The sequence below is a fragment of the Brevundimonas sp. UBA5866 genome (assembly GCF_002432125.1).
In the GTDB taxonomy this organism is placed as follows: domain Bacteria; phylum Pseudomonadota; class Alphaproteobacteria; order Caulobacterales; family Caulobacteraceae; genus Brevundimonas.
Genome location: NZ_DJFS01000037.1, coordinates 20,686 through 28,462, shown reverse-complemented (window position 1 = coordinate 28,462; position 7,777 = coordinate 20,686). Strand labels below are relative to the sequence as shown.

Sequence of the window (7,777 nt, the reverse complement as noted above, 5' to 3'; positions counted from 1 at the left end):
GGCGCGGCCATGATCGGCTGGTTCGGCACGGCCATGCTCTGCTATGTCACGCCCAAGGAACACCTTGGCCTGCCGGACCGTGACGATGTGAAGGTGGGCGTCATCACCTATAAGATCGCCGCCCACGCCGCCGATCTGGCCAAGGGGCATCCGGCAGCGAAACTGCGCGACGATGCCCTGTCACGCGCCCGCTTCGAGTTCCGCTGGGAGGACCAGTTCAACCTGTCGCTCGATCCGGATACGGCGCGATCCTTCCACGACCAGACCCTGCCTAAGGAGGCGCACAAGGTGGCGCATTTCTGCTCCATGTGCGGGCCGAAATTCTGCTCGATGAAGATCAGCCACGATATCCGTGACGCCGCCCGTGCCGAGGAAGGCATGGAGCAGATGGCGGCCAAATATCGTGATGGCGGCGATCTGTATGTGTCGGTGAAGGAACCGGCCTAAGGCCTGAAAACTTATCGGCCCCGTCGCATACTGCGGCGGGGCCGATGGGCATTCAGAGGGGGCGACGGTTGAGCAGGATCATCTTGTCCTCAGACATGTCATGCATGGTGTAGGGGATGCCGCCGACGCCGAAACCGGATTGTTTGCGCCCTGCAAAGGGCATCCAGTCGGTGCGGAAGGCGGTCGGGTCGTTGACCATCACCGCCGAGGCATCGAGACGCTCGGCCGCGCGCAGGGCCACATCGATATCCTGCGCAAACACACTGGCTTGGAAGGCGGTCGGCAGGGCATTGGCGCGGGCCACGGCCTCGTCAAGCTGATCATAGCCATAGACAGCCAGCACAGGCCCGAACACTTCCAACGTCGAGAGACGCGCCGTCTCTGACGGATTGACCAGCACCGCCGGATTGAGCGTGGTCTCGGACAGGCGCTCGCCGCCGATGGCCAGCTGTGCACCGCCGTCGACCGCTTCCTTGATCCATTCGCTGACGCGATCCGCCTCGCGCGGCAGGATCAGCGGGCCAACCTCGGTGTCCTTCAACGTCGGATCGGCCACGCGAAGGGCTTTTACGCGGCTGACCAGTCGCTCGGTGACATCCGACAGGATGTCGTTGTGCACATACAGGCGTTGGGTTGAAACGCACACTTGACCGGCGTGGTAATAGGCCCCCTTCACAATCGGCTCGATCACCTTGTCCAGCAGGGCGCTGCGGTCAACGATGGCCGGTGCCGCACCGCCGTGCTCCAGCGCCAGCCGCGTGCCCGCCGCCAGTTTGGACCGCAGCGACCAGCCCACCTTGGCCGAGCCGATAAAGCTGAGGAAGGCAATTCGCCCGTCGGTCGCCAGCGCCTGCGCCAGTTCATTGTCGGTGGTGATAAGGGTCTGGACCCAGTCTTCGGGCACCCCCGCCTCATGCACCAGTTCGACAAACGCGATACAGGACAGCGGTGTGGTAGAGGCGGGTTTGATGATGACCGGACAACCCGTAGCGATGGCGGGCACCACCTGATGCACAATCAGGTTCAGCGGATGGTTGAAGGCCGAGATGGCCGCCACCACGCCGATGGGTTCCTTGGTGGTGAAGGCCCAGCGGTTTTCAGCTGCCGCCGACAATCCCATCGGAATTTCCTTGCCGCCGAAATTGCGGAGCTCGTCGGCGGCATTGTGAATGCCGTCGATGGCCCGATTGGTCTCGACAATGGCATCGGGCAGGGGCTTGCCGCCCTCGCGCGCGATGGTCATGGCAAAGTGGTCCCGCCTGGCCTCCAGCAAGCTGGCCAGCTTGCGCAAAATCGCCATGCGCTGATGCGGTTTCAGCCAGTTGTCGCGATCCTTGAACACCCGCACCGCCGCAGACAGTTTGCGCTCCAGCGCGGCAGCATCGTCGGTTGGGATCTGTTTGATCAGCTGGCGATCAAAGGCCTGAACAACGTCTATCATGTTTACTCTCCTGTCCTCAGGCGCATTCGACGCTGGGCTTGCGGTTGCGCAGCTCTTCGACAAGGACGCGGGTGTTTTCAGAATAGTCGATCGGCACTTCCACCAGATGCACGCCGCCGCCTTCGAATGCAGCCTCCAGCGCGGGGATCAGATCCTCGACCGCCGTCACGCGCGTACCCTTGGCCCCATAGGACTCGGCATAGCGGACAAAGTCGGGGTTGCCGAAACTCATGCCATAGTCGGGGAAACCATCGACCGCCTGTTTCCAGCGGATCATGCCATAGGCGCTGTCGTTCAGGATGACGACGACAAGGTTCAGACCCAGCCGAACCGCCGTCTCCATTTCCTGAGAGTTCATCATAAAGCCGCCGTCGCCGCACACCGCCATGATGCGCCGCTCGGGATAGATCATGGCGGCCATCATGGCTGACGGCAGGCCCGCGCCCATTGCCGCCAGCGCATTGTCCAGCAACAAGGTGTTGGCCGCGTGGGTACGATAGTTCCGCGCGAACCAGATCTTGTACATGCCGTTGTCGAGGCAGACGACGCCGTCCTCGGGCATGACCTTGCGCACATCATGCACCAGACGTTGCGGCGTGACGGGGAAGCGGTCCTCGTCGGCGCGGTCATTGATGCGGCCAAGGATGCGTTCGCGCAGTTCCAGCATGTGCGGGTCCAGCGACAGCTGGCCGTCCAGCTTTTCAGCCAGCGCCAGCACTGTGGTGCCAATATCGCCGATGACTTCCAGATCGGGGTGGAACACCTGTTCCACCGTGGCCGACTGATAGTCGATGTGGATGACCTTGGGCCCGCCCTCTGTGCGCATCAGGAAAGGCGGCTTTTCGACCGTGTCGTGGCCGATGGAGATGATCAGGTCGGCCGCCTCGACCGCCTCGTGCACATAGTCGCCTTCGGACAGGGCGGCGGTCCCGACATAGCGGTTCGATCCGCCCGTTACCGCGCCCTTGCCCATCTGGGTGTTGAAGAAGGGCAGGCCCGTGCGGGTGATAAAGCTGGACAGCGGCTCGATCAGCTTGGGACGGTTGCCCGCCGCGCCCACCATGACCAGCGGGCGCTTGGCCGCCTTGATCGCCTCGATGGCGCGGTCCAGCGCGGCAGGGGCGGCTATGGCGCGTTCTATGGGGTGGATCGGGATGACCGGCACTTCGGCCACTTCCTCACCGGCCACATCTTCGGGCAGTTCGAGGTGGACCGGACCGGGGCGCTCTTCCATCGACACGCGGAAGGCCTCGCGCACCGTCGAGGGGATGCTGGCGGCGCTGGCGATCTGGCGCGTCATCTTGGTCAGTGGCTTCATCGAGGCCACGATGTCCACGATCTGGAAGCGGGCCTGTTTGGCACTCATGATCGGCTTTTGGCCGGTGATGAGGATCATCGGCATGGCCCCCAGATGGGCATAGGCCGCACCGGTCGAAAAGTTCAGCGCGCCCGGACCCAAGGTAGCCAGACATACGCCCGGCTTACCGGTCAGCCGCCCGTGCGTGGCCGCCATAAAGGCCGCCGCCTGTTCGTGACGGGTCAGGATCAACTGGATCTTGGAGGTCCTGAGAGACTCCACCAGATCGAGGTTCTCCTCGCCCGGCACACCGAAGATGCGTTCGACGCCCTCGTTTTCCAGAGCGGCAACAAAAAGGTCGGATCCCTTGGGCATCATTCGGTCCTTGCGGTTTGGTTTCGAAGGCCCCCCGTAAGACCATATAGACCCTTGTTCGCTTAAGGCGAGGGTTGCAGACCGTTTTGCGTAAGACCGTAAATCTCTCGCCTTTGGTCCGACATCGCCTTTACGGGCGAAGTCGCCTATATGGAGGCCGCCTGTCGGGACGATGTGCCGCACAGGTCCGTTTGCTTTGATCCGATGTCCCGAAGAATGCTGTCACAACCCACCTGCAGGCTTTCCGTCGCGCCGATGATGGACTGGACCGACCGGCACTGCCGCGCGTTCCACCGTACCCTGTCGAAGCGCGCCCTGCTGTACACGGAGATGGTGACGGCACCGGCGGTCATTCATGGTGACCGTGATTATCTGCTGGGCTTTTCGGACGCCGAGCATCCGGTGTCGCTGCAACTGGGCGGGTCCGATCCCAGGCAGTTGGCCGAGGCCGCCAAGATCGGTGAGGACTTTGGTTATGACGAGATCAACCTGAACGTCGGCTGCCCGTCGGACCGCGTGCAGTCGGGCCGTTTCGGGGCCTGTTTGATGAAGGAGCCGGAGCTGGTGGCCGAGTGTATGGCTGCCATCAAGGCCGCAGTCTCGGTCCCCGCCACGGTCAAATGCCGTATCGGCGTCGATGATCAGGATCCGAACGAGAGCCTGTTTGCCACTGTCGATGAATGCGCCAAGGTCGGCATCACCGACTTTACCGTCCATGCCCGCAAGGCGTGGCTGAAAGGCCTAAGCCCTAAGGAAAACCGCGACATCCCGCCGCTGGACTATGATCTGGTGAAGCGCCTGAAAAAAGAGCGCCCGCACCTGACCATCGGCATCAACGGCGGCATCGCCTCGCTGGAACAGGCGCTGGAGCTGCTGGCTCCCTATGATGGTGTGGCGCTGGATGGCGTAATGATCGGCCGCGCCGCCTATCACGAGCCGGCCCTGCTGGGGCAGGCCGACCGCCTGATCTATGGCGAGGACGTTGCCGACACCGATATCTTCGACGCGCTGGAAGCCTATAAGCCCTATATGGCCGAGCAGCTGGCGCGCGGTATCAACCTTGTGGCCATGACCCGCCATATGCTGGGGGCCATGCACGGTCGCCCTGGCGCGCGCGCCTTCCGCCGTATCCTGACGGTCGAGGGTGTGAAGTCGGGCGCGGGTCTGGATGTTCTGGACCGCGCCATCGAGGCCGTCCGCGAGGCCGAGGCCCGCCGCGCACAGGACGAACAAGCCGCGTGATCGACGTCTCCGTGACCGAACTGGTGATGATGCTGGCTGCCCTTGTGGGGGCGGGGGCCGTTGCCGGCGTGATCGGGGGACTGTTCGGCGTCGGCGGCGGCACGGTTCTGGTGCCCGCCCTGTTCTATGCTTTCAGCGTGCTGGGGGTGGGCGGCGAGCACAATCTGCACGTCGCCATCGGCACCAGCCTTTTGACCATTGTCGCGACCTCGCTGCGATCGCTGGCCACGCACCGCAAGCATGGCGCGGTGGACGAGGTGGTGCTCAAGACGTGGACGCCGTGGGTCGCGCTGGGCGGTCTGGTGGGGGCCTTTATCGCGGGCGGCTCGCCCATGTCGGCGCTGGCCATTGTCTATGGCGTCTGCCTGTTGGTCATCGCGGCGCAGATGGGGCTGCTGCCGAAACACATCACGCTTCGCAGGGACCTGCCGACCGGATGGGGACGCCGGATCGTCGCCAGCATCATCGGTGTGCTGAGTGCCATGATGGGCATTGGCGGGGGCAGCTTTGGCGGCCTGACCATGACCCTGTGCGGGCGACCGATCCATCAGGCTGTGGCTACATCCTCGGGCTTTGGTCTGGCCATCGGGGCGGCGGCGTCTTTGGGCTATCTGGTGTTCGGTTGGGGGGCATCGGGCGTGCCGCCTCTGACGCTGGGATATGTCAACATTCCGGCGGCCATCATCATGGGCCTGCTGACGGGATGGACGGCCCCCTATGGCGCGCGGCTGGCGCACAGGCTGGACCGCAAAAAGCTGCGTCGCGCCTTCGCCCTTTATCTGCTGGGTACTGCGGCTTTAGTTGTGTTCAAGGCATTAGCCTAAGGTCGTAAGTAGATTACCCTGCCTTATTGCTAAGGTTTGAAACAGACACACGGCGGTATCGAGGGCGCAGTCAGATTTGCGTTTCCGAGTCACTCCCCCGTGCTACAAAATCTTTCCGTACCAAAGAAATTGGTGCTCGCCTTTGCCGCTGTTATTGCTGCCTGCGGCATCGCAACTATCGTTGTTCTGTGGACTGTTCTGGGCATCCATCGTGCACAACAGCACGACACTGAAGCCCGCAACATCACTTCTGCCATCGGTGAAGTTCACGTCGCCATGCTGAACAAGCAGATGGCCATGCGTGGCTATGTCGCGACCCTCAAGCCCGACTTCCGCGACATGTTCAACCAGCATGTCGAAAACTATCGCAAGGGCGTGGTCAATCTGGCCGCAGCCGATGTGAATGGCGTGTTCAAGGAACAGCAGGCCGTGTTGGCGCAGGTGGGCGAACGCGTCGATGAGGACCTGGCGGCCATGATGGACCGCGCTTCCCGACCTGAAACCCGCGATGAGGTCGTGAACCGCCTGAGCGTACGTGGATCACCGGAAATCCAGTCGGTTAACGCCGAGGGCCGCAAGGTCCTGAACGCTCTGGAAGAGATGCGTGTCGAAAACGACAGACGCCGTGACGCAGCCTACCGTCAGGCCTATGTCGCCTTTGGCGTCGGTGGTCTGGTGGCCTTCCTGATCGCTATGGCTTCGGGCTTCTGGCTGACCCGTGCCCTGTCGGTGCCCGTAGTGGCGATGACCCGTTCGATGACGCGACTGGCCCAGGGCCAGATGGATGTCGCCATTCCGGCTGTCGGTCGCAAGGACGAGATCGGCCAGATGGCCGACGCCGTGCTGACCTTCCGTGAACAGGCCCGTGAGAACAGCCGTCTGGAAAGCGAAGCCGCCGCATCGCGTGCACAGGCCGAGGCCGAGCGTCAGCAGCATGAGTCCGAGACCGCTGAAATGGCCCGTCTCGACGCTGTGGCCATCGGCGCGGTTGCCGAGGGGCTGGCAGCGATGGCCGGTGGCAATCTCTCGGACCGCATTACGGTCGATGTTCACGACAAGGCCCTGCCCCTGAAGACAGATTTCAACGCAGCGGCTGAGAAACTGGAAGCTGCCGTTGCGATCATTGTCGATCGTGCATCGGCCATCGGTGCCGCGGCCCAGCAGATCAGCGAAGCCTCCGACGACCTGTCGCGCCGGACGGAGCAGCAGGCAGCCTCGCTGGAGGAAACCGCCGCGGCTGTCGAACAGATTACCTCGACCGTGGCCCGCTCTGCCGAAGGGGCTCTGGAGGCGGGTAACATGGTCCGTTCTTCCCAGAACTATGCCCTTGAGGGCAAGACGGTGGTGAACCGCGCCGTCTCGGCTATGGGGCAGATCGAGGAATCCTCGAACCAGATCGGTGCCATCATCGGGGTGATCGACGAGATCGCCTTCCAGACCAATCTTCTGGCCCTGAATGCCGGTGTCGAAGCCGCCCGTGCGGGCGATGCGGGCCGCGGCTTTGCGGTGGTGGCCTCTGAAGTCCGCGCTCTGGCCCAACGCTCGGCAGAAGCGGCCAAGGAGATCAAAACCCTTATCCATGCCTCCAGCCAGCAGGTCGGTCAGGGTGTGGATCTGGTCAACCAGACCGGTCGTGCACTGGAGCGGATTGCCGAGGAAGTCACCCAGCTGACCGCCATCGCCATCGAGATCGAGGCCTCCTCACGCGAACAGGCGACCGGCCTTGCCGAGGTCAATGTGGCGGTCAGCCAGATGGATCAGGTGACGCAACAGAACGCCGCAATGGTGGAAGAGGCGACGGCGGCCAGCCGCTCTCTGGCGCAGGATGCGTCCGATCTGGATCGCCTCATGGGCCAGTTCAAGATTTCACGTCATCAGCGGTTCGCTGGGGCGGTGTAATCAAACGTTCCATCAGGAATGGATCGGTGTGGATAGTGCGGTTATTGAAATATGTACGTTATGCAAATAGCCGCACTATCTATACTATTATGTAAATACACTTATATTACTGATAATATTTGAAATAGACATACGTTCTAGGAATGCCGGTCGTAACTTTGTTGTACAAGTAACCGATCGATGTTCATTCAGAATTTGTCTGTGCCAAAGAAGTTGGCACTTTCCTTCGCGGCAGTCATAGCAGCCTGTGGT

6 protein-coding genes are annotated in these 7,777 nt (G+C 62.4%); 4 read left to right on the top strand and 2 right to left on the bottom strand.

Going from position 1 to position 7,777, the window contains the following annotated elements:
* Positions 1-447 (top strand): phosphomethylpyrimidine synthase ThiC (locus tag B3H86_RS04415; RefSeq protein ID WP_292051406.1); only part of this gene is annotated, 447 nt, incomplete at its 5' end.
* Positions 448-499: 52 nt separating this feature from the next.
* Here the strand turns inward: B3H86_RS04415 and B3H86_RS04410 are convergent.
* Complete coding sequence (locus B3H86_RS04410; protein WP_292051404.1) at positions 500-1,888, bottom strand: aldehyde dehydrogenase family protein; 1,389 nt, start codon at positions 1,886-1,888, stop codon at positions 500-502.
* Positions 1,889-1,904: 16 nt separating this feature from the next.
* A complete protein-coding gene (locus B3H86_RS04405; protein ID WP_292051402.1) occupies positions 1,905-3,563 on the bottom strand; it encodes an acetolactate synthase large subunit in 1,659 nt (552 codons plus the stop codon).
* Between the two features lie 213 nt (positions 3,564-3,776).
* Between B3H86_RS04405 and dusA the strand changes: the two genes are divergently transcribed.
* The 3 genes from dusA (at position 3,777) to B3H86_RS04390 (ending at position 7,525) form a co-directional block, all read left to right on the top strand.
* A complete protein-coding gene (dusA, locus tag B3H86_RS04400; protein ID WP_292051400.1) occupies positions 3,777-4,802 on the top strand; it encodes a tRNA dihydrouridine(20/20a) synthase DusA in 1,026 nt (341 codons plus the stop codon).
* Positions 4,799-5,626: a sulfite exporter TauE/SafE family protein gene (locus B3H86_RS04395; RefSeq protein ID WP_292051399.1), complete on the top strand. Its 828-nt coding sequence runs from the start codon at positions 4,799-4,801 to the stop codon at positions 5,624-5,626. The genes dusA and B3H86_RS04395 overlap by 4 nt, the downstream gene beginning before the upstream one ends.
* Before the next feature lie 132 nt (positions 5,627-5,758).
* The gene (locus tag B3H86_RS04390; protein ID WP_292051398.1) at positions 5,759-7,525 is read left to right on the top strand and encodes a methyl-accepting chemotaxis protein; all 1,767 of its coding nucleotides are present in this window, start codon (positions 5,759-5,761) and stop codon (positions 7,523-7,525) included.
* The last annotated feature ends 252 nt before the right edge of the window (positions 7,526-7,777 follow it).

Excerpts from the sequence above, each read along its gene's own strand:
- dusA (WP_292051400.1), top strand. The coding sequence starts at position 3,777 with ATGCTGTCACAACCCACCTGCAGGCTTTCCGTCGCGCCGATGATGGAC.
- B3H86_RS04410 (WP_292051404.1), bottom strand. The coding sequence starts at position 1,888 with ATGATAGACGTTGTTCAGGCCTTTGATCGCCAGCTGATCAAACAGATC.
- B3H86_RS04405 (WP_292051402.1), bottom strand. The coding sequence starts at position 3,563 with ATGATGCCCAAGGGATCCGACCTTTTTGTTGCCGCTCTGGAAAACGAG.